This is a genomic window from Streptomyces sp. CNH189, from assembly GCF_000527195.1.
Window position 1 is genome coordinate 149,738 of the sequence record NZ_AZUS01000017.1, and the last position, 20,320, is coordinate 170,057.

General features: G+C 71.9%; 15 protein-coding genes and 1 pseudogene. 11 read left to right on the forward strand and 5 right to left on the reverse strand.

Annotated elements, in window-relative coordinates:
- Positions 1-229: 229 nt before the first annotated feature.
- From B100_RS0122885 to B100_RS0122900, 4 genes and pseudogenes are all read left to right on the forward strand, one after another.
- Positions 230-1,438, forward strand: a pseudogene (locus B100_RS0122885) (S8 family peptidase); the annotation flags it as partial.
- 179 nt (positions 1,439-1,617) lie between these two features.
- Complete coding sequence (locus B100_RS0122890; RefSeq protein WP_037723276.1) at positions 1,618-2,799, forward strand: DUF4190 domain-containing protein; 1,182 nt, start codon at positions 1,618-1,620, stop codon at positions 2,797-2,799.
- A 147-nt stretch (positions 2,800-2,946) separates the two neighbouring features.
- Positions 2,947-3,699, forward strand: a complete 753-nt coding sequence (locus B100_RS0122895) for a GntR family transcriptional regulator (protein ID WP_024886744.1) — start codon at positions 2,947-2,949, stop codon at positions 3,697-3,699.
- Between the two features lie 451 nt (positions 3,700-4,150).
- The gene (locus B100_RS0122900; RefSeq protein ID WP_024886745.1) at positions 4,151-4,339 is read left to right on the forward strand and encodes an SPOR domain-containing protein; all 189 of its coding nucleotides are present in this window, start codon (positions 4,151-4,153) and stop codon (positions 4,337-4,339) included.
- Between the two features lie 171 nt (positions 4,340-4,510).
- Here the strand turns inward: B100_RS0122900 and B100_RS0122905 are convergent, their stop codons facing one another.
- The gene (locus tag B100_RS0122905; protein WP_024886746.1) at positions 4,511-5,866 is read right to left on the reverse strand and encodes an MATE family efflux transporter; all 1,356 of its coding nucleotides are present in this window, start codon (positions 5,864-5,866) and stop codon (positions 4,511-4,513) included.
- Positions 5,867-5,977: 111 nt separating this feature from the next.
- Between B100_RS0122905 and B100_RS0122910 the strand changes: the two genes are divergently transcribed.
- From B100_RS0122910 to B100_RS0122930, 5 genes are all read left to right on the forward strand, one after another.
- Positions 5,978-6,502 carry a PadR family transcriptional regulator gene (locus B100_RS0122910; RefSeq protein WP_024886747.1) on the forward strand — a complete coding sequence of 175 codons (525 nt, stop codon included), beginning with the start codon at positions 5,978-5,980 and terminating at the stop codon, positions 6,500-6,502.
- 64 nt (positions 6,503-6,566) lie between these two features.
- Positions 6,567-6,971, forward strand: a complete 405-nt coding sequence (locus B100_RS0122915) for an NUDIX hydrolase (RefSeq protein ID WP_037723277.1) — start codon at positions 6,567-6,569, stop codon at positions 6,969-6,971.
- 171 nt (positions 6,972-7,142) lie between these two features.
- A complete protein-coding gene (locus tag B100_RS0122920) occupies positions 7,143-7,550 on the forward strand; it encodes an ATP-binding protein (RefSeq protein WP_486585682.1) in 408 nt (135 codons plus the stop codon).
- 267 nt (positions 7,551-7,817) lie between these two features.
- Complete coding sequence (locus B100_RS0122925) at positions 7,818-10,457, forward strand: SpoIIE family protein phosphatase (protein WP_024886750.1); 2,640 nt, start codon at positions 7,818-7,820, stop codon at positions 10,455-10,457.
- Between the two features lie 111 nt (positions 10,458-10,568).
- Positions 10,569-11,693 carry a glycoside hydrolase family 18 protein gene (locus B100_RS0122930; protein ID WP_024886751.1) on the forward strand — a complete coding sequence of 375 codons (1,125 nt, stop codon included), beginning with the start codon at positions 10,569-10,571 and terminating at the stop codon, positions 11,691-11,693.
- A 4-nt stretch (positions 11,694-11,697) separates the two neighbouring features.
- Here B100_RS0122930 and B100_RS0122935 read toward each other — a convergent pair whose 3' ends face one another.
- From B100_RS0122935 to B100_RS0122950, 4 genes are read right to left on the reverse strand one after another with little or no spacing between them, the layout of a single operon-like run.
- Complete coding sequence (locus tag B100_RS0122935) at positions 11,698-12,465, reverse strand: succinate dehydrogenase/fumarate reductase iron-sulfur subunit (protein WP_024886752.1); 768 nt, start codon at positions 12,463-12,465, stop codon at positions 11,698-11,700.
- Positions 12,462-14,396 carry a fumarate reductase/succinate dehydrogenase flavoprotein subunit gene (locus tag B100_RS0122940; RefSeq protein ID WP_024886753.1) on the reverse strand — a complete coding sequence of 645 codons (1,935 nt, stop codon included), beginning with the start codon at positions 14,394-14,396 and terminating at the stop codon, positions 12,462-12,464. Before B100_RS0122940 ends, B100_RS0122935 begins: the two co-directional genes overlap by 4 nt.
- Positions 14,397-14,411: 15 nt before the next feature.
- A complete protein-coding gene (locus B100_RS0122945; RefSeq protein WP_024886754.1) occupies positions 14,412-15,245 on the reverse strand; it encodes a hypothetical protein in 834 nt (277 codons plus the stop codon).
- A gap of 58 nt (positions 15,246-15,303) precedes the next feature.
- Positions 15,304-15,597: a hypothetical protein gene (locus B100_RS0122950; protein WP_024886755.1), complete on the reverse strand. Its 294-nt coding sequence runs from the start codon at positions 15,595-15,597 to the stop codon at positions 15,304-15,306.
- Between the two features lie 312 nt (positions 15,598-15,909).
- Between B100_RS0122950 and B100_RS0122955 the strand changes: the two genes are divergently transcribed.
- Both B100_RS0122955 and typA read left to right on the forward strand, forming a co-directional pair.
- On the forward strand, positions 15,910-18,120 hold the full coding sequence (locus B100_RS0122955) for an ABC transporter family substrate-binding protein (RefSeq protein WP_024886756.1): 2,211 nt from the start codon (positions 15,910-15,912) through the stop codon (positions 18,118-18,120).
- 183 nt (positions 18,121-18,303) lie between these two features.
- Positions 18,304-20,220: a translational GTPase TypA gene (gene typA, locus B100_RS0122960; RefSeq protein ID WP_024886757.1), complete on the forward strand. Its 1,917-nt coding sequence runs from the start codon at positions 18,304-18,306 to the stop codon at positions 20,218-20,220.
- Positions 20,221-20,320: the final 100 nt, after the last annotated feature.

Below are 20,320 nucleotides of genomic sequence, written 5' to 3' on the forward strand. Positions count from 1 at the left end.
GCGGTGCCTGACGCCCGGTGTCCGGATCGGAACGGCGAAGTCCGTACGTCGCCGAGGCGCCCTTGTGCAATTCCTGTAGAACCCTCAATCTTTCGGCTGACGCACACGGACGCCTCGGCCGCCCTTGTCATGCTCCCGACATGAAGTGCCTCCGTCGCAGGCGGACCCGTGCGTCACCGCACCACCCCCCACACAGAACGCGCACCACCGACTGAGGAGGAACCCTCACATGGCAGTGATGCGTCACCCCCGGCGAAGACTGGCCACCCTCGGTGCCGCGGCCTCCGTGGCACTCGTCGCGGGCCTGGTCTCCGCACTCCCCGCAGGGGCGGCAGCGCCCGCTCCCGAAGGCCGCATCCAGTACGCGGGCGCCGCGAACGCCGTCGCCGACAGCTACATCGTGACCCTGAAGGCCGACGAGGCCCGCTCGACCACCACCAAGGGCCGGGCCCTGGCGGAGAAGTACGGCGCCGACATCGAGCGCACCTACAGCAAGGCGCTCAACGGCTACGAGATCGAGGCGTCCGAGGCCGAGGCGAAACGCCTCGCCGCCGACCCGGCCGTCGCCTCCGTGGTGCAGAACCGCACCTTCACGATCACCGCGACCCAGTCCAACCCGCCCTCCTGGGGCCTGGACCGCATCGACCAGCGCAACCGGCCGGTCAACCGGGCCTACACCTACCCGGACTCGGCCGGGCAGGGCGTGACGGCGTACATCATCGACACGGGCGTCCGCATCAGCCACAACGACTTCGGCGGCCGTGCCTCCAACGGCTACGACGCCGTCGACCGCGACAGCGTCGCCCAGGACGGCAACGGCCACGGCACCCACGTCGCCGGCACCGTCGCGGGCAGCGCGTACGGCGTCGCCAAGAAGGCGAGGATCGTCGGCGTCCGGGTCCTGAACAACTCCGGTTCCGGCACCACCGCCCAGGTCGTCGCCGGCATCGACTGGGTGGCGCGCAACGCGGTCAAGCCGGCCGTCGCCAACATGTCGCTCGGCGGCGGCGCGGACAGCACGCTCGACGCGGCCGTCCGCAACGCCGTCTCGGCCGGCGTCACCTTCGTCGTCGCGGCCGGCAACGAGTCCACCAACGCCTCCACCAAGTCCCCGGCCCGGGTGACCGAGGCGATCACGGTCGGCGCCACCACCTCCACCGACGCCCGCGCCAGCTACTCCAACTACGGCTCGGTGGTGGACCTGTTCGCGCCGGGCTCCTCCATCACCTCCGCCTGGCGCACCAGCGACTCGGCCACCAACACCATCTCCGGCACCTCCATGGCGAGCCCGCACGTCGCCGGTGCCGCGGCCCTGTACCTGGCCGGGAACCCGTCGGCCGGCCCCGCCCAGGTCTCGTCCGCGCTGACCTCCGCCGCCACCACCGGTGTGGTCGGCAGCCCGGGCAGCGGTTCGCCCAACCGCCTGCTGTACGTGGGCTGAGCGGACCGGCACCGGCGCGGTCGCGTGCGCCTTCCGGTCCGGCGGGACCGGAAGCCCCGCCCCCAGGGGACGTCCCCTGGGGACCGGAAGCCCTGCCCCTGGGGGACGTCCCCCAGGGGCAGGGCCTGTCCTCGGGGAGCCTCCCCGGGGGCGGTGCGCGTCACCGTCCGCTTACGATGCGCCTCGTGTCGATACCTCCGCCCCCCGGGCCGCAGTACGAAGGCGGCGCCCAGCCGCCGCAGTTCCCCCACCAGGGCCGGCCCGGTCCCGCGCCGCACGGTCTCTACGGTCCGTACGGTCTCTACGGTCCGTACGGGCCCCGGCCGCCCGCCGCCGTCAACGGTGTCGCCATCGCGGCCCTGGTGCTCGGTCTGCTGTGCTTCCTGCCCGCCTTCGGGCTGGTGCTGGGCCTGATCGCGCTGCGGCAGATCAAACGGCGGGGTGAGCGCGGGCTGGGGATGGCGGTCACCGGGATCGTGATGTCCTCGCTCGGGCTCGTGCTGTGGGCGGTGTCGCTCGCCAGCGGTGTCGCGGCGGACGCCTGGGAGGGCTTCCGGGACGGGACGAGCGGCAACAGCGTCCTCTCGCTGCGCAAGGGCGACTGCTTCACCTCGCCCGGCGGACTGGAGGGGTGGACCACGGAGGTCGACCGGGTGCCCTGCGCCGAGCGGCACGACGGTGAGGTCTTCGCCCTCGTCACCGTCCCCGGAGGTGACTTCCCCGGGGACGACCGACTCGTCGACCTGGGGGAGGACCGGTGCTACGAGCTGCAGGACGCCTATGTGAGGGACAGTTGGGCCCTGCCCGGTGAGGTCGGCGTCTACTACTTCGCCCCGTCGCGGCAGAGCTGGGCCTTCGGTGACCGCTCCATCGCCTGTGTGCTGGGCCGCGAGGACGGGAGCCGCTCCACCGGTTCGCTGCGCCGCGACGAGACCACGCTCGACGCCCACCAACTGGCCTATCTGGAGGCGGCGGAGGTCCTCAACGTCGCGTTGGACGAGGTGCCCGGGTCCGACTACCCGGACGACGACGTGAGCGACGACCGGGAGTGGGCCGGACAGGTCGAGGAGGCCCTCGCCGAGCAGATCAGGCAGCTGCGCGCGCACGCGTGGCCGGCCGCGGCGCAGCAGCCGGTGGAGGACCTGATCGCGGACCTCGGGAAGGCGCGCGTCGCCTGGGGGAAGGCGGCGGACGCCACCGACCCGGACGGCTACTGGCTACGTGAGGAGAAGGCCTGGGAGCTGACCGACCCCGCCCAGTCCGTCACCACCCGCGAAGCTTTGGGCCTGGCCTCCTCGCCGCCCGACTACGACGAGGACGCCGAGCGCGAGCCGGAAGCCGGCGACATGCAGGTGTGAGCGCGCCCATAGTGGGGAGAAAGTGCCTGCGTAAAGCCCTCATGCGGCAGAAGTCATCACATCGAGTGATTGTTTGGCCTGCGCTTGCTTCGGACAACCCAGGGTTGCCACTCTGTTGCTGTCTGTACAAGCTGATGGGAGTGGCCAGTGACATTCGGTGAGCAGCCGGCGTACTTGCGCGTCGCGGGTGATCTCCGACAGAAGATCGTCGACGGTCTGCTGCCGCCCCACACCCGGCTCCCCTCCCAGGCCCGCATCCGCGAGGAGTACGGCGTCTCGGACACGGTGGCGCTGGAGGCGCGCAAGGTGCTGATGGCCGAGGGCCTCGTCGAGGGCCGCTCGGGCTCGGGGACGTATGTGCGGGAGCGGCCCGAGCCCCGGCGGGTGGCCCGCTCCGGGTTCCGCCCGGAGCGGGGGGCGACGCCCTTCCGTCAGGAGCAGGCCGACATCGGCGTGCGGGGCACCTGGGAGTCCAGCAGCGAGCAGACGGACGCCTGCGTGGACATCGCCCAGCGGCTCGGCGTCGACCCCGGGGACCGCGTGATGCGCACCAAGTACCTCTTCCGGGAGGCCGGTGAGCCGATGATGCTCTCCACCTCCTGGGAGCCGCTGGCGCTCACCGGCCGGACGCCCGTGATGCTGCCCGAGGAGGGCCCGCTGGGCGGCATGGGCGTCGTCGAGCGCATGCGCGCCATCGACGTGATCGTGGACAACGTGACGGAGGAGGTCGGCGCCCGCCCCGGCCTCGCGGAGGAGCTGGTGCTGCTCGGCGGAGTCCCGGGCCATGTCGTCCTGGTCATCCAGCGCACCTACTTCGCCTCCGGCCGCCCGGTCGAGACCGCCGACGTCGTCGTCCCCGCGGACCGCTACCGCGCCGCGTACCACCTGCCGGTGAAGTAGGCAGTCCCGAACGGGAGTCCACGCCCCGCCCGGCGGACTCGCGACGTGCCCGCGGGCGTTGAGGGGCCGTCAGCCCTTCCGGGTCCCCTTCCGCGCCTCCCCATCCGCCCCATCACCCCCTCGCGCTCCCCTCCGCGCCCCACGCCCGCTCTCCGCTCCGGCGCACCGCACGTGCCGCAACCGCTTGCCGGACGAAGCAATCTGGCCGTTCTCGCAGGTCGCCCCTGGGGCCGGGCAAGGCCGCACATACGCCGCTGACCGGACACGTCGGTCCCCGCGCACGGCGCATCCGCCGCCGTGCGCCCCCTCCGTGCTGGCCGGTTGCGTGCCTCCTTGTGAAAACCCGTATTCGCTCAGTGAAGGTAAGGCGTAGGCTCGGGCATATGCGGACTGCGGTTTCCTTACCGGGCGGGGCGCGGCACTGGCCGCGGAAGGCAAGTGGAGGGGAGCGATGAGCGACGGCACGGTGACTCTTCCCTGGCTCGTCGTGCGTCAGGACGACAACGGCAACCGCTACCGGGTGGGCCGGTACGCGACCCGTGCCGAGGCGGAGAAGATCGCGGACAGCCTCGACGGCCGCGGCCACAAACAGCTCTACTGGGTCGAGCGCATCGGCCAGAACGGCGCCTCCGCCAACTGACCCGCACAACCGACCCGTACACCCGACCCGTACACCCGACCCGTACACCCGACCCGTACACCCGACCCGTACACCCGACCCGTACGACCGACCCGCGTGGGAACGCCGGGTCGGGGGGCCGGGGACCGAGCCGGGCGCCCGTCGCCGGGCCGCCGCGCACGGTGCCGTGGTTCAGGGCCGCGCCTGTGACGCCTCCCGTCGGCTCCCGCCGCCGGACGTGGCGCCGGGCCGCGTCGTGCGGCGGTGCAGCCGTACGACGGCCGCGCACTGTGCCGCCGTCGACAGCGCCATGGCCAGGCAGACACCCGGCAGTCCCCACCCCGACAGGCCCTGCGCTAGCGCCAGTTGGAGCACCGAACCGCACAAGGTGATCCTCACCAGGATCCGTGCCCGGCCGCTTCCGTCGAAGACGCCGCCCAGCGCGATGAGGCAGGCGAGCAGCACGAGATACGGCCCCACGCATCGCAGAAAGAGGGACCCGGCGCCCGCGATCGCGCCGCCGGCGCCGAAGACCCGCATGATCCACGGCCCGGCCACCAGCAGGGCCAGGGCCGCCGCGAGTCCCAGCCCCCCGGAGACGAGCAGCGCCTGGCGGCCGACGGTCCGCCGTTCGTCCCGTCCCGCGCCGAGCAGGTGCGCGGTGTGGATGGCGGCGGCCTGGCGCACCGCGTAGAAGGCCATCGTGACGACGTACATCGCCTTGGTCGCGATCCCGTACGCGGCCACGTCGCTCACGCCGATCCGGGCGACGACCGCGACGAGGGCGAGGGCGCCGGTCATCCGGACGAGGAAGTCGGCCGACATCGGCAGGCCGGTCACGGCGGTGGCGCGCAGGTCCGCCCCGAGCCCCCGGAACCGGGAACCTCCGGGCGGGCTCCACCGCGGCGGACGGGTGCGGCGCAGCACGAGCAGGCCGCAGACGAGCGCCACGCTCCGCCCCAGCACGGTGGAGACGGCCGCCCCGCGCACCCCGAGACCCAGGCCGAAGACGAGGAGCGGATCCAGCGCGAGGATCAGTCCGTTCGCGACCAGGGACAGCCGCATCGGCGTGCGGGTGTCGCCGGTGCCCTTGAGGATGCCGTCGACCACGTTGGTCGCGTAGAACACCGCGATGCCCGGCAACGCGATCGAGAAGTAGCCGGTGGCGAGGGACAGTGCGGGGCCGTCGTCGCCGCCCAGCACCAGCCGGGCCAGCGGCTCGCGCGCCAGGTACCCGCCGGCCGCGACCACGGGGGTGACGAGCGCCCACAGGGTCCAGCCGCCGCGCACGGCGGAGCGCGTCGCGGCCGGATCGCCCGCGCCCCTGGCCCGCGCGACCCGCACGGTCGTGCCGGAGCCGGCCACCAGGATCACGCCGAGCAGCAGGTTCTCGACGTTGGTGGCGACCGCGACGGCGGCGACGGCGTCCCCGCCGAGCCGGGCCACCCAGACCATGTTGATGATCCCGGCCGTGACCCCGGCGAGGAGCTCGACGTAGACGGGGCACGCCAGAGACACCAGCGTGCGGCGGTGGTACGCGGTGTCCACAACAAGCCCCCTCGTTTCGTTGTACCTCTTATCGAGGCACCGCGTTAAGAGATAGCATGGGCCCGCCGGGCGAACAAGTGCGCGGACAGGTGCGGGCAAGGAGAACGGTCCATGCTGGAGCTGGCGATCCTGGGGTTCCTCTGCGAGGAGCCCCTGCACGGCTACGAACTGAAGGCGCGGCTCCAGGCCCTCAACGGCCACATCCGCCCGGTGAGCGACGGTGCGCTCTACCCGGCCATCACGCGGCTGGCGAAGGCCGGCTCGGTCGAGCAGCGCACCGAACCCGGCAGCGGCGCCGCGCACCGCCGGGTGCTGTCCCTCACGGACGCGGGCCGCGCCGCGCTGCTGGACCGCCTCGGGAACCCCAAGGACGTGGAGATCACCGACGGGCAGCGCTTCTTCACACTGCTGGCCTTCCTGCGTCATCTCCCGGACCCCGCCGGGCAGGCCGCCGTCCTCCGCCGGCGCCGGACGTTCCTCGAGACGCCGTCGAGCTTCTTCTACCGCGACGGCGAGCCGATGCGGGCCGACGAGGCACCCGATCTGTTCCGGCAGGGCATGCTGCGCGTCGCCCGGGCGACCGGGGCCGAGGAGCGGACCTGGCTGGACGAGGCGATCGCCGCCCTGGAGGGCTGAGCGACATGCGCTGTCCGGGCTGCGGTTAGGGTCGTCCGGGCAACCGGACGACGAAGGCGGAGTGATGTCGACCCTGATCGACACAGTGGCGTGGGTGCGTATCGAGGACGGCAGGATCCTCTGCGCGCGACCACGGGGCAAGGACGTCTTCTACATCCCGGGCGGCAAGCGGGAAGGTGCCGAGACGGACGTGGAGACGCTGCTGCGCGAGATCAAGGAGGAGCTGACCGTGCTCCTCGACCCGGCCACCGCGGTGCACGTGGGCACGTACGAGGCCGAGGTGCCCGGCGCCCCGGGCGGCACGGTGGTGCGGATGAGCTGCTACACCGCGGACTACGCGGGGACGTTGGCCGCGAGCAGCGAGATCGACGAGATCGCCTGGTTCTCGTACGCGGACCGGGCCCAGGTGCCTCCGGTCGACCAGCTGCTGTTCGACGACCTCCGGGCCGGCGGTGCGCTGGGCGGGTGAGCGCGATCGCGGCGCGCGGACGTGAAGATGACGGCCCGTGGGCGCCCGCGATGCGCCGGTGTCGCCGGTCCCGCGCCGTTGTGCGCGGTATCTCCCGTGAATAACGGGTACGTGCCTATTGACCACAGGGAACCGGACACAGTCGGACTGCCTGGCTCGCTCGGCGAGGAGGTGATCCATGTGACCGACACCGACACCGACCGGGTCACGTGGACCTTCACCACGGACCTCGGTGCCGTGCACACCGCCCGCTGCGCCGTGCGGGACCAGCTCGGCGCGTGGCAGCTCGACACCGTCTCGGACGTGGCCGCGCTGCTGGTCAGTGAACTGGTCACCAACGCCCTGCGGTACGCCACCGGCCCCGTCGGCGTCTGCCTGACCAGGCCTTCCACGCGCCCCGGGGTGCTCCTCGTCGAGGTGTCCGACCCCCTCCCCGACCCCCCGCGCGAACGCGCCGCCCGCCCCGACGACGAAGGCGGGCGAGGACTGCAGCTCCTGGCCGTCTCCGCGTGCCGCTGGGGTCACCAGGCGGGACCGCGCGGCAAGACGGTGTGGTTCGAACTCGCGGTCCCGCGGTGAGGTCTCGCACGGTCGTTCGCGGGGGGATGCGTGCCCCCGTCGCACCGAGTGACCGGTTCCGGTCCGTGACGGTTGTCGAACTGGGGGATTCGACGACGTGTCCGCTGGTTAGAAGACTGGGAGTGTTCTCACGGCGCGGACCGAAAAGCATCGGGACCGTGCTGTGATCGTGAACACCGTGTTGTGCGGCGCCGTAGTGCTGGATACTGNGGGCAGCCGCCCCCGGTGACCGGTGCCGGACGCGGTGAGCTGGAGGGGACGGTTCGCGTGAGCGAGATACCAGCGAAGGCCACGGAGTCCGAGGACTCGACGGGAGGCCCGAGGAGCGAGGCCGCCGACGGCCTCGTATCCGGCGATGCCCCGTCCGGTGACGCGATGTGGCAGACCGCCCCGCCCGGCTCCATGTACGACTACATCAAGGTCGCCTCCTTCTCCATCGGCCCGGACGGGCTGGTGGACCAGTGGAGCCTGCGCGCCGAGCAGATCTTCGGCATCTCCGCGGAGCGCGCCGTCGGCATGGACCCGATCGAGGCGTTCCTCGAGCCCGTCCGCAGGGAGCGCGGCCAGCGCAAGATGGCCGAGATCCTCGACGGCCGGGAGTGGACGGGCGTGGTGCCGTTCCGGCTGCCCGCCGACCTGGCCGGGGACGAGCGCGAGCGGGAGGGCATCGCCGAGGTCTACGTCATGCCGACGCGGACCGAGGCGGGCGAGAAGGCCGCCGTCTGCATCGTCGTCGACGTGCGCACCCTGCGCCGTATCGAGACGGATCTGGCCGCCTCGCAGGCCATATTCGGCCAATCTCCCTTCGGCTTCCTGCTGATCGACCCCGACCTGCGGGTCCGCCGGGCCAACCAGCGGTTCGCGTCCCTCTTCGGCGGCACCCCGGACGACCACCGCGGCAAGGGGGTCCACGACTACCTGCCGCGCGGGGAGGCCGAGCGCGTCGCGGCGACCCTGCGCCGGGTGCTGGAGACCGGCGAGTCGATCACGGACATGCACGTCACCGGGTTCGTCCCGGGCTCCGACGAGCGCCGCCACTGGTCCGTCAACCTCTACCGCGTGCACAGCGGAAGCGGCCGTCCCATCGGCATCTCCTGGCTCGGCACGGACATCACCGCCCGGCGCGCCGCCGCCCGCGAGGCCGCCGCCGCGCGGCGCAATCTCGCCCTTCTGAACGAGGCGGGTGCGCGCATCGGCAACTCCCTCGACCTGGAGACCACCGCCCGCGAACTCCTCGACGTGGTGGTGCCCGGCTTCTGCGACCTGGCCACCGTCGACCTGTACCAGGGCCTGCTGGCCGGTGACGAGACCCCGCCGGGGCTCGCCGACGGCAGCGCCGAGGTGCGCCGGGTCGCCTTCGCCAGCGCTGTCTCCGACGGACCCTTCAGCGGCACCGGGGAGCCGGTGAAGCTGGGCGCCGTCCACCACTACCCCTTCAACTCGGCCTGCGCGGACGCCCTGCGCACCGCCCGCCCGCAGGCCGTGCCGGGCGAGGAGGGCGGCCTGGTGCAGTCCACGCTCGCGGTGCCGATGGTCGCCCACGACACCGTGGTGGGCCTCGCCCAGTTCGCCCGCACCAAGGGCAGTGAGCCGTTCGGGGACCGGGACCGCGACCTCGCCGTGGAACTGGCCGCGCGGGCCGCCGTCTGCATCGACAACGCCCGGCTGTACCGGCGCGAGCACGAGCGCGCCCTGATACTGCAGCGGTCCCTGCTCCCGCCCGGCGACCCGGAGGCGTCCGGTCTGGACATCGCCTGCCGCTACCTCCCGGGAAACGTGGCGACCGGCCGGCCCAGCGAGGTCGGCGGCGACTGGTTCGACGTCATCGAACTGCCCGGCCACCGCACCGCCCTGGTCGTCGGCGACGTCATGGGCCGCGGCCTGCGCGCGGCCGTCGCCATGGGTGAACTGCGCACCGCCGTCCGCACCTTGGCCCAGCTCGACCTCGAACCGGCCGAGGTGCTGTCCCAGTTGGACGAGATCGCCCGGGGTCTCGGCGCACCGGGCGGCCCCTCCCAGGCGTTCGCGGGAGGCGTCCAGCAGGCCACCCGGGCCGCCCGCCGTCCGCGCGAGGCGGACCTCTCCGAGGTCTACCTGGCCACCTGCGTCTACGCCGTGTACGACTCCGTCACCCGGCGCTGCACCTTCGCCAACGCGGGCCATCTGCCGCCCGTCCTGGTGGAGCCCGGCGAGACCGCGCTGATGCTGGACGTGCCGCCCGGCATGCCGCTCGGCGTCGGCGGGGAGCCCTTCGAGGAGGTGGAGGTCGAACTGCCCGAAGGCGCGCTGCTCGCGCTCTACACGGACGGACTGGTCGAAAGCCGCGATCACCCCCTCGACGAGGGTCTGCAGGCCTTCGTGGGCTCACTCACGGACCCCTCCGCCCCGCTGGAGGACGTCTGCGACCACGTCCTCAACACGCTGGACACCCATCACGGCGAGGACGACATCGCCCTGCTGATGGCACGTGTACAGGGCCTGCCCGCCGACTCCGTGGGCGACTGGACCCTGCCGCGCGAGCCGCGCAGCGTGGGCCGGGCCCGCGAGTACGCCCGCGCCCAGCTGCTGGCCTGGGACATGGAGCCCCTGGTCGACACCACGGAGCTGCTGGTCAGCGAGCTGGTCACCAACGCCCTGCGGTACGGCGAGGGGGAGATCAGACTCCGCCTGCTGCTCGACCGCACACTGGTCTGCGAGGTCTGGGACTCCGGCCTGGTCCAGCCCCGCAGACGGCGGGCCCGCGACACCGACGAGGGCGGCCGGGGCCTCCAGCTCGTCGGGCTGCTCAGCGCCGCCTGGGGCTCACGCCGTACGCCCCGGGGCAAGACGGTGTGGTTCGAGCTGCCGCTGCCCGGCACCGACACCGCCCTCACCGACCCGGCGGAGGCGCTGCTCAGCCTGTTCTGACGCCGTGTCGACCGTGCCGTGACCCTTCGTGATCATGGTGTCCCGACCGCAACCAGGACACGTGTTCTCCTCGTCCTCACCCGCAACATCCGACGACGAGGGGAACGGCGCATGGACCACACGGAGTCGCGGGACGGGACGGCGGGTGCGGACGAGCGCACGGACGACACGCAGGCCACGCCCGAACCAGCGCCCGAACCCGCTCCCGAGCCCGCGAAGAAGCGCCGCAGACCCTGGGTGCGCCGGGCCCGACGCACCGCCCTCGTGCTCGCGCTGCTGGTCGTCGTGCCGCTCCTCGCCATCGAGGCCACGCTGCGGGTCAACTACATGGGGGACCCGGCGGACGGCACCCACACCCGCAACCGGGACGCCATGTGGCTCGGGCACGCGTGGGTCGACGGGCGCAAGAAGGACGCCGACGTCACCGCCCTCGCCGGCCGCCTCAAGGACACCGGCATCCGGGACCTGTACGTCCACACCGGCCCGCTGGAGCACGACGGCACCCTGCCCACGTCGGTGTATCCGCGCGCCCGCTGGTTCATCGACGCGGTCCACCGGGAACTGCCGGGCGTCCGCGTCCAGGCCTTCCTCGGGGACGTCCTCGCCAACGGCGGCCCCGACGGCCTGGAGCTGAGTGACGCCGCCACCCGCGACGAGGTGGTGCGCAGCGCCGGGCAGGTCCTGGACACCGGCTACGAGGGCGTCCATCTCGACCTGGAGCCCCTGCACTCCGACGACCAGGACTACCTCTCCCTGCTGGACGACCTGCGCGCCGTCACCCGCGCCCGGGACGCGCAGCTGTCCGTGGCCGCCCACCAGATCGACCCGCTGCCGCACCTCCACACGGTCGCCGGCTTCGTCGCCGACCACCCCAAGTGGTGGTCGCAGAGGTTCTTCGGGCAGGTGGCCCGGCGCGTCGACCAGATCGCCGTGATGTCGTACGACACCGCGCGCCTCTTCGAGAGCACCTACGGCGGGTACGTGGCCCAGCAGACGTCACTCGCGCTGGAGGTCACCCCGCCCACCACCCACCTGCTGATGGGGCTGCCCTTCTACTACGAGAGCAACCCCAGTCACTGGGGTCACGCCGAGACGGTCGCCGCCGCCGTGCGCGGTGCCCGGCTGGGGCTGTCCCGGACCGACCCCGACCGGGAGCTCTTCGGCCTCGCCCCGTACATCGACTTCGCGGCGACCGAGACCAACTGGAAGGAGTTCGAGGACGGCTGGGTCCGCTGACCCTTCAGGACCGGCGGCGGATCTTGTTCCCCAGCCACACCAGCGGGTCGTACGTGCGGTCCACCGCCCGTTCCTTCAGCGGGATCAGGGCGTTGTCGGTGATCTTGATCCCCTCGGGGCAGACCTCCGTGCAGCACTTGGTGATGTTGCAGTAGCCGAGGCCGTGGTCCTCCTGGGCCGCGCGCTTGCGGTCCAGGCCGGTGTCCTCGGCCGCGTCCAGCGGGTGCATGTCCAGCTCCGCGACCCGCATCAGGAAGCGCGGTCCGGCGAACGCCGGCTTGTTCTCCTCGTGGTCGCGGACGACATGGCAGGTGTCCTGGCACAGGAAGCACTCGATGCACTTGCGGAACTCCTGCGAGCGGTCCACGTCCTCCTGCATCATCCGGTACTCGCCCGGCCCGACCCCGGCCGGCGGCACGAACGCCGGGACCTCGCGCGCCTTGGTGTAGTTGAAGCCGACGTCCGTCACCAGGTCCCGGATCACCGGGAACGCCCGCAGCGGCGTCACGGTGATCGTCTCGTCCCGGCCGAACACCGACATGCGGGTCATGCACAGCAGCCGGGGGCGGCCGTTGATCTCCGCCGAGCACGAACCGCATTTGCCGGCCTTGCAGTTCCAGCGCACGGCGAGGTCGGGGGTCTGGGTGGCCTGGAGCCGGTGGATGATGTCGAGGACCACCTCGCCGTCGTTCACCTCGACCGCGAAGTCCTCCAGGCCGCCTCCGTCGACGTCCCCCCGCCACACCCTGAAGCGGGCCTCGTAGCTGCTCACTCGTAGAGCTCCTCTTCGGCCAGGTACTTGACGAGCTCGTCCTTCTCGAACAGGGCGAGCAGGTCGGGGCGGATGGGTTCGGTGGTCTCACGGGTCAGGGTGATCTGGCCGCGCACGGCGTCCGTGGCGGCGAGACCGCCCGAGGGGTCGGTGAGCGCGCACAGCAGGTTGACGTTGCGCCAGGCGCGGTCCATGCCGGCGTGGTCCTCGCGGGTGTGGCCGCCGCGCGACTCGGTGCGCTCCAGCGCGGCCCGGGCCACGCACTCGCTGACCAGCAGCATGTTCCGCAGGTCCAGCGCGAGGTGCCAGCCGGGGTTGAACTGCCGGTGGCCCTCCACGCCCGCGCGACGGGCCCGTGTCCGCAGCTCGGCGAGCTTCTCCAGGGCCTGCTCCATCTCGTGCTCGCGGCGGATGATGCCGACCAGGTCGTTCATCGTCTGCTGGAGCTCCTGGTGCACGGTGTAGGGGTTCTCCGGTGGTCCCTCGGCCGGTTCCTCGCCCTCCGCGGAGAACGGGCGCAGCGCCTCGGCGGCGGCCGTGTCGACCTCCGCGTCGTCCACCCGGGGGCGTGCGGAGCCCGCGCCGCTCGCGTACTCGGCCGCGTGCCGGCCGGCCCGGCGGCCGAAGACCAGCAGGTCGGACAGCGAGTTGCCGCCGAGCCGGTTGGAGCCGTGCATCCCGCCCGCGACCTCGCCGGCGGCGAACAGCCCCGGCACCCCGCGCGCCGCCGCCGAGTCGGAGTCGACGGCGATGCCGCCCATCACGTAGTGGCAGGTCGGGCCCACCTCCATCGGCTCGGCGGTGATGTCGACGTCCGCCAGCTCCTTGAACTGGTGGTACATCGACGGCAGCCGTCGCTTGATCACCTCCGCCGGCATCCGCGTCGACACGTCCAGGAAGACCCCGCCGTGCGGGGAGCCGCGGCCCGCCTTGACCTCGGCGTTGATGGCGCGGGCGACCTCGTCGCGGGGGAGCAGTTCGGGCGGGCGGCGGTTGTGGTCCGGGTCGTCGTACCAGCGGTCCGCCTCCTCCTCGGACTGCGCGTACTTCTCCTTGAAGACGTCCGGGACGTAGTCGAACATGAACCGCTTGCCCTCGGAGTTGCGCAGCACCCCGCCGTCGCCGCGCACCGACTCGGTGACGAGGATGCCCTTCACCGACGGCGGCCAGACCATGCCCGTGGGGTGGAACTGCACGAACTCCATGTTCAGCAGCGGCGCCCCCGCGAGGAGCGCCAGCGCGTGCCCGTCGCCGGTGTACTCCCAGGAGTTCGACGTGACCTTGAAGGACTTGCCGATGCCGCCGGTCGCGATCACCACGGCCGGTGCCTCCAGGACGAAGAAGCGGCCCGACTCCCGCTCGTAGCCGAAGACGCCGCTGACCTGGTCGCCGTCCTTCAGCACCCGGGTGACCGTGCACTCCTGGAAGACCTTCAGCCGGGACTCGTGGTCACCGGTCTCCGCGTAATCCTCCTGCTGGAGCGCGACGATCTTCTGCTGGAGGGTGCGGATGAGCTCCAGGCCGGTGCGGTCGCCCACGTGCGCCAGGCGCGGGTACTCGTGGCCGCCGAAGTTGCGCTGGGAGATCCGGCCGTCCTTCGTCCGGTCGAACAGCGCCCCCCAGGTCTCCAGCTCCCAGACCCGCTGCGGCGCCTCCTGGGCGTGCAGCTCGGCCATCCGCCACTGGTTGAGGAACTTGCCGCCGCGCAGGGTGTCGCGGAAGTGCACCTGCCAGTTGTCCCCGGAGTTGACGTTGCCCATCGCCGCCGCGATGCCGCCCTCCGCCATCACGGTGTGCGCCTTGCCGAACAGCGACTTGCAGATCACGGCCGTACGGGCGCCCCGCTCGCGCGCCTCGATCGCGGCGCGCAGGCCCGCGCCGCCGGCCCCGACCACGACGACGTCCCACTCCTGTCGGTCGACCACGGACATAAGTAAGGCCCCCAGCTAGAAGAAGCGCGGATCGTCGAAGACACCGGACGCGACGAGGTAGACGTAGAAGTCGGCGAGCGCCACGCTCAGCAGCGAGGCCCAGGCGAGCTGCATGTGCCGGGCGTTGAGCCGGCCCACCCACTGCCACATCCGGTAGCGCACCGGATGCTTCGAGAAGTGCTTCAGCTTGCCGCCGACGATGTGCCGGCAGGAGTGGCAGGAGACGGTGTACGCCCAGATCAGGGCGATGTTGAGCAGGAACACCAGGGTGCCGAGCCCCATGTGGCCCCACGCGTAGTGCTCGTCGCGGAAGGCGAGCACGGTGTCGTAGCTCAGGATGCAGGCGACCAGGAGCGCCGCGTAGAAGAAGTACCGGTGGATGTTCTGCAGGATCAGCGGGAAACGGGTCTCGCCGGTGTACGTCGCGTGCGGTTCGGCGACCGCGCAGGCCGGCGGGGACGCCCAGAAGCCCCGGTAGTAGGCCTTGCGGTAGTAGTAGCAGGTCAGCCGGAAACCGAGCGGGAAGATCAGGATGATGATCGCCGGCGAGATGCCCCACCAGCCGCCGAACAGCTCCCAGTTCGGCCCGCCGCGCATCGGCTCGCAGTTCTCCGCCAGGCACGGCGAGTAGAACGGCGAGACGTACGGCGCCGCGTAGTAGTGGGCGTTCGCGAAGGCCCGCCAGGTCGAGTAGACGACGAAGGCGAGCAGCCCGGCCGCGGTGGCGGCCGGGGCCAGCCACCAGCGGTCGGTCCGCAGGTGCGGGGCGGAGATCGCGGCGCGGGTGCCGGATCTCACGCCGCCGCGGTGATCGGGTTCGGTCGCAGGGGGTTCCGTACCAGTGGCCACGTCGTCCACTCCGGTAGGCGTCGGGGGTGCCGTGATCGGCGGGGCTGCCGGGCGGGGGTCAGGGTGCGCGGCGGTCGCGGGCGCCGAGTCCCTCGTCGTCGGTGTCCACCCACAGCGAGGGGTCGTAGGGGGTGTCGGAGATGGTCACGAGGTCGGGCCGCTTGGCCGGGCCCGCGGTGGCGACGGCGGTCTCCCGGAGCAGCGCGAGGCTCTCGCGCAGGTGGTTGGTGTCGGAGCGGACGCGGCGCATTTCCAGGCCGCCGCTGCCCAGCTGCTTCTCCAGGCGCCCCACCGACCGCATCAGGTCGTCGAGGCAGCGCTGGACGGTCGTCAGTTCATCGTGCACGGACATGACGTGACCTCACTTCCAGGGTCTTCCAGGCCCAAGGCGGTGCATCGGTCATGCGCCTGCGAGTGTTGCGCGTCACACCTTGCGCTGTGAAGGGATGTGCATCGATTGGCCGAGGCGCATGGGTGCATCGTGCGGTGCCCGGCGGCGTCGCGCCGGGTGCGTTGGGCCGCACGGGTGGGTTTGGCGGCCGGGGCCGCCGTGTCGCCGGGGGTTGCCGGACCCTTTCCTCTTCAGTGGGCCGCATACATCGGATGAGCGCCAAATATCACCAGCATGATCTTCATGTCCGCGGCATTCCGGAGGTACCCAGAGATGTCCCACGACGGCATCGGCCCGCGCGCGGTCCTGCGCTCGGTCGCCTTCCTCACCGCCGGCATGCTCACGGTGCCCGTGCTGGCCGGATGCGGCTCCGACGACCCCGCGGGCAAGCCCCTCGCCGGGGCGGACGTCGCGCGCGCGGACCGCTCCGACGTCGCCGACGGCGGCACCCTGCGCTGGGCCGTGGACACCGTCCCGGACACCCTGAACACCTTCCAGGCCGACGCCGACGGCACCACCTCCCGGATCGCCGAGGCCGTCCTGCCGTCGATGTACCGCACGGACGAACGGGGCCGGGCCGTGCGCAACGCCGACTACCTGGCCTCCGCCGAGGTCGTCGACACCGAGCCCAAGCAGGTGGTCGTCTACAGGCTGGCCCAGCAGGCCGTCTGGAGCGACGGCCGGGAGATCGGCGCCGCCGACTTCGCCGCCCAGTGGCGCGCCCTGTCCGGCAAGGACACCGCCTACTGGACCGCACGCAACGCCGGCTACGACCGCATCGAGAAGGTCGAACGGGGCAAGAACGACCTCGAGGTCAAGGTCACCTTCAGCCGCCCCTACGCCGACTGGAAGTCGCTGTTCACCCCGCTCTACCCCAAGGAGGTCATGGGCACCCCGGACTCCTTCAACGACGGGGCGCGTAAGAAGATCAAGGTCACCGCCGGGCCCTTCACGGTGGAGAAGGTCGACAGCGAGGAGGACGAGGTCGTCCTCGCCCGCAATCCGCGCTGGTGGGGGAGCCCGCCCAAGCTGCAGAAGATCGTGCTGCGCGCCGTGCCGCACGACAAGCGCGTCGCCGCTCTCAGCGACGGCACCCTCGACCTCGCCGCAATCGACCCGGAGGCCGCCCGCCGCGTCACCGTCGCCGCGCTGCCGCAGGACGGGAACACGCCCCTGATGGGGCCCGAGGCCGACCGCTCCGCCGCGGACGCGCTGCGCTCCTGGGCGGTCGCCAACGGCACCGACGAGGACGCCGCCGACGAGGAGGTCTCCGCCCGCGAGAAGCTGCGCAAGAAGGCCGAGAAGTACGCCCGGCAGCAGAAGGCGCTCAGCGGCTTCGAGGTGCGCAAGTCACTGGAGCCCGCCTTCACCCAGCTCGCCCTGAACGGCGCCGAGGGCCCCCTCTCCGACGAGCGCGTCCGCCGCGCCGTGGCCCGCGCCCTGGACCGCGAGGACGTCGCCGCGTCCGTCCTGAAGCCGCTCGGGCTGCCCTCCGAGCCCGTCGGCAGCCACCTGGCGCTGTCCGGTCAGGCCGCCTACGCCGACAACAGCGGCGCCCTCGGCAAGCAGGACGCCAAGGAGGCACGCGCCCTGCTCGCGGACGCCGGCTGGGTGCCGGGCGGGCCGGTGAAGGAGGAGAAGAAGAAGGACGAGAAGAAGGACGAGGGCGAGGAGGCGGCGGGCTCCGAGGCCGACAAGGACGGCGACTCCGACGGCTCCGGCGACGACGGCACGTACATCGTCGGCGAGGACGACGGGAAGAACCACGGCGACGGCAAGGCCCCGCACGACTCGGGCACCGGGACCGGCCGGCTCACGCAGGGCGGAGCCCCCGCCGGCGCCTACGCGCCCAAGGGCACCGCCGCCCCGGCCCGCGCGGACACCGCGCCCGTCGCCAAGGACGGCAAGGCGCTGGCCCTGCGCTTCGTGCTGCCGTCGGGACCCGGCTCCGAGACGCTGGCCGGCGTGGCCGACCGGATCTCGAAGATGCTGAAGAAGATCGGCATCCGCACCGACGTCTCCAAGGTCGACAACGACAGCTTCTTCAAGGACCACATCGCCTCCGGCGCCTTCGACCTGGCCCTGTACTCCTGGCCCGCGACCGCCTTCCCCGCCACCGACGCCCGCCCCGTCTACGCCAAGCCGGTCCCGGCCGCCGACGGCTCGCTGAACGTGGAGCAGAACTGGACCCGCGTCGGCACCGACCAGGTCGACCAGCTCTTCGACCAGGCCGTCGCCACCCTCGACGACGGCGACCGCCGCGACCTGATCCGCAAGGCCGACTCCCGGATCTGGGCGGCCGCCGGCTCCATCCCGCTCTACCAGCGCCCGGAGCTCGTCGCGGCCCGCGAGAACCTGGCCAACGCCGGCGCCTTCGGCTTCGGCACCCCGGTCTACGAGGACATGGGCTTCCTGAAGAAGTCGGCGCAGGGACCGGCCGGCACCCCGGGGACGAAGAGCGCCGGGGAGTCGGCCGAGGACTGAGATCGCGCGGCCGTAACCGCCGGTCAGGGCCGTCGTGGCGGGTGCCCGCGGCGGCCGCGGGAGCCTTAGCCCCCGGAGGCCCGTACCATGGGGTGAGGCCGAGGCGTGTACAGCCCGGCAGGGCCCGCCCACCAGAGCTTCTCGTGCAGGGCCTTCCTCAGCACTCCGGGAGATACGCCTTTTATGGCTGCGTCTACAACGCGTCACGACATCCGCAACGTCGCCATCGTCGCCCACGTCGACCACGGCAAGACCACCATCGTCGACGGCATGCTCAAGCAGGCCGGCGCCTTCGCCGCCCACCAGCTCGACCAGGTCGACGACCGCATGATGGACTCGAACGACCTGGAGCGTGAGAAGGGCATCACGATCCTCGCCAAGAACACGGCGGTGAAGTACCACCCCAAGGACGGCGGGGAGCCCATCACCATCAACATCATCGACACCCCCGGCCACGCCGACTTCGGCGGCGAGGTCGAGCGCGGACTGTCGATGGTCGACGGTGTGGTGCTGCTGGTGGACGCCTCCGAGGGCCCGCTCCCGCAGACCCGGTTCGTGCTGCGCAAGGCGCTGCAGCAGCGACTGCCGATCATCCTCTGCATCAACAAGACGGACCGGCCCGACGCCCGCATCGACGAGGTGGTCAACGAGACCTACGACCTCTTCCTCGACCTGGACGCGGACGAGGAGCAGATCGAGTTCCCGATCGTCTACGCCTGCGGCCGTGACGGCGTCGCCTCGCTCACCAAGCCCGCCGACGGCACGGTGCCGAGCGACTCCGACTCCCTGGAGCCGTTCTTCTCCACCATCCTCGAGCACATCCCGGCGCCCACCTACGAGGAGGACGCGCCGCTCCAGGCCCACGTCACCAACCTCGACGCCGACAACTTCCTCGGCCGTATCGCCCTGCTCCGCGTCCACCAGGGCGAGCTGAAGAAGGGCCAGACGGTCGCCTGGATGAAGCGCGACGGCTCGGTGAGCAACGTGCGCATCTCCGAGCTGATGATGACCGAGGCGCTCACCCGCAAGCCCGCCGAGAAGGCCGGCCCCGGTGACATCTGCGCCGTCGCGGGCATCCCGGAGATCATGATCGGCGAGACGCTGGCCGACCCGGAGAACCCGGTCGCCCTGCCGCTGATCACGGTGGACGAGCCGGCGATCTCCATGACCATCGGCACCAACACCTCCCCGCTGGTCGGCCGCGGCGCCACCGGCAAGGGCGCGGACAACAAGGCGGTCGTCAAGGACCGCAAGGTCACCGCCCGTCAGGTCAAGGACCGTCTGGACCGCGAGCTCATCGGCAACGTCTCGCTGCGCGTCCTGGACACCGACCGCCCGGACGCCTGGGAGGTGCAGGGCCGCGGCGAGCTGGCGCTGGCCATCCTGGTCGAGCAGATGCGCCGCGAGGGCTTCGAGCTGACCATCGGCAAGCCGCAGGTCGTCACCAAGGAGGTCGACGGCAAGACCTACGAGCCCGTCGAGCGCATGACGATCGACGTGCCCGAGGAGCACATGGGCGCGGTCACGCAGCTCATGGGCGTGCGCAAGGGCCGGATGGACAACATGTCCAACCACGGCTCGGGCTGGGTGCGCATGGAGTTCGTCGTGCCCTCCCGTGGTCTGATCGGCTTCCGTACCGAGTTCCTGACCCAGACCCGCGGCACCGGCATCGCCCACTCCATCCACGAGGGCCACGAGCCCTGGTTCGGCACCCTGACGACCCGTAACAACGGTTCGCTGGTCGCCGACCGCTCGGGTGCGGTCACCGCGTTCGCGATGACCAACCTCCAGGAGCGCGGTGTGCTCTTCACGGATCCGGGCACCGAGGTGTACGAGGGCATGATCGTCGGTGAGAACTCGCGCTCCGACGACATGGACGTGAACATCACCAAGGAGAAGAAGCTCACCAACATGCGGTCGTCCTCGGCCGACTCGTTCGAGGCGATCGTCCCGCCGCGCAAGCTGTCGCTGGAGCAGTCCCTGGAGTTCTGCCGCGACGACGAGTGCGTGGAGGTCACCCCGGAGGCCGTCCGCATCCGCAAGGTGAACCTGGACGCCCGCGAGCGCGCCCGCGCCGCGAGCCGCGCCAAGCACGGCTGACCCCGCCGCACCGGCACACGGCACCGGACGCCTCCTCACGGGGGTGTCCGGTGCCGTTCGCGTCTCCGGCGCCCGGCGGGGCGTGAGGGCGGCGGGAACG

Bases quoted from the DNA above. Each gene is read 5' to 3' on its own strand.
- B100_RS0122890 (WP_037723276.1), top strand. From the start codon at position 1,618: ATGCGCCTCGTGTCGATACCTCCGCCCCCCGGGCCGCAGTACGAAGGC.
- B100_RS0122900 (WP_024886745.1), top strand. From the start codon at position 4,151: ATGAGCGACGGCACGGTGACTCTTCCCTGGCTCGTCGTGCGTCAGGAC.
- B100_RS0122910 (WP_024886747.1), top strand. From the start codon at position 5,978: ATGCTGGAGCTGGCGATCCTGGGGTTCCTCTGCGAGGAGCCCCTGCAC.
- B100_RS0122915 (WP_037723277.1), top strand. From the start codon at position 6,567: ATGTCGACCCTGATCGACACAGTGGCGTGGGTGCGTATCGAGGACGGC.
- B100_RS0122930 (WP_024886751.1), top strand. From the start codon at position 10,569: ATGGACCACACGGAGTCGCGGGACGGGACGGCGGGTGCGGACGAGCGC.
- B100_RS0122940 (WP_024886753.1), bottom strand. From the start codon at position 14,396: ATGTCCGTGGTCGACCGACAGGAGTGGGACGTCGTCGTGGTCGGGGCC.
- B100_RS0122950 (WP_024886755.1), bottom strand. From the start codon at position 15,597: ATGTCCGTGCACGATGAACTGACGACCGTCCAGCGCTGCCTCGACGAC.
- B100_RS0122955 (WP_024886756.1), top strand. From the start codon at position 15,910: ATGTCCCACGACGGCATCGGCCCGCGCGCGGTCCTGCGCTCGGTCGCC.
- typA (WP_024886757.1), top strand. From the start codon at position 18,304: ATGGCTGCGTCTACAACGCGTCACGACATCCGCAACGTCGCCATCGTC.